We start from the raw sequence: 1,322 nt of genomic DNA, 5'->3' as shown, positions 1-1,322 counted from the left end.
TTGGCGAAGAGCCTGGCGTAGCGGTCCTCCAGCACATCCTTTTGTGGCTTCAGCGCACTGCCCTTGACCATCCTGTCCAGCAGCTGCCCGACCAGCCCGAGCGCGTCCACCTGGTCGTCGTGCCGACCCGCCGGGAAGGTCAGCAGCTCCGCCTCGAACGCCTGGCGCCAGGGTGCTGCGCGCGGCAGGTGCAGCCCGTCCAGCGCCATGCGGCCGCGGATGGACTGCGCCCTGACAGCCTTGTCGCCGCGGGTGGGGAAGGCGTGCCGGGCCACGTAGGCCTGGCGCTCCCGCATGCGGCGCTCGAGGAAGGGACCCACACCCGCCCTGATCTGCCCTGTCTCCTCGGCCCAGCCGATCGGCCGCCAGCGCCGTGCGAGATCGCAGAAGGCCTCAATCCAGGCGTCCGAGGCTGACTGACCGCGCCAGAGGTCCAGCAGCCAGAGGCGGCCGTTCGGGTCCATGCCGATAACGACGTGCACTGTCCAGTCACCTCCGCCCGAGGTGACTGCGTAGTCCGAGCCACCGTAGACCCGGAGCGTCGCCCTCTCCGGCAGGGTGTCCGCCGGGTGCAGCCACTCGGCGAGGAAGTAGTCGCCGGTGTCCGGCACCGGACGCTGCTGGTACAGCGCGCTCCAGCTGCGGGTGCTCGCCTCCGCCTTCACGCGGGTGAGAGAGGCCGCGTAGCCGTAGCGGTCGTCGCCCCAGAGCATCTCACCGGGCGCCCTTCTTAGCGGGTCGTCCTCTTCGGCCTCGGCGGGCAGGGACACCACGCGCCACTGACCGGGCTGAGCCTGCAGGAGCCGCCCGGCGAGATCGTCCTCATGCCAGCGGGTCTGCACCACCACGATGGCGGCACCGGGCCTGAGGCGGGTGCGCAGGTCGTCGCCGAACCAAGCCCAGACGCGCTCCCGGCGTGCCTCGCTGTCCGCCTCCTCCCTGGACTTCACGGGGTCGTCGATCAGGGCGAGGTCGGCGCGGAGGCCGGTGATCACGCCCCCGATGCCGGCGGCCCGGTACTCGCCCCCGTTGGTCGTGGTCCAGAGGTCCTCCGCCTCGCGGTCCAGCCCGTAGCCGAGCGTCAGGCCATGGGCGCGGATCCTGCCTCGCACCCTGCGGGAGAAGGCACCCGCGAGGTCGGCGGTGTTGGAGGTGGCGATGACCCGGCGGTCGCGGCCCTGTGCCAGGAACCAGGCCGGGAACAGGTCGGAGGCGTAGGTGGACTTGGCCGAGCCCGGGGGCATGAAGACCATCAGCCGGTCGTGCACGCCGTCGGCGACCGCCTGCAGCTCGCGAATGAGAAGGCGGTGGTGGGCGGCCGG

Annotated in this window: 1 protein-coding gene; it reads right to left on the bottom strand. The window is 71.9% G+C overall.

Annotated elements, in window-relative coordinates; translation table 11 throughout:
- On the bottom strand, positions 1 to 1,322 hold a 1,322-nt coding region (gene terL, locus D9599_RS30620; RefSeq protein WP_198385116.1), incomplete at both ends, for a phage terminase large subunit.

It is taken from the genome of Roseomonas sp. KE2513 (assembly GCF_016107305.1).
Taxonomy (GTDB): Bacteria; Pseudomonadota; Alphaproteobacteria; order Acetobacterales; family Acetobacteraceae; genus Roseomonas.
Note: the sequence above shows the minus strand (reverse complement) of the source record. Positions and strands in the feature narration are given on the sequence as shown.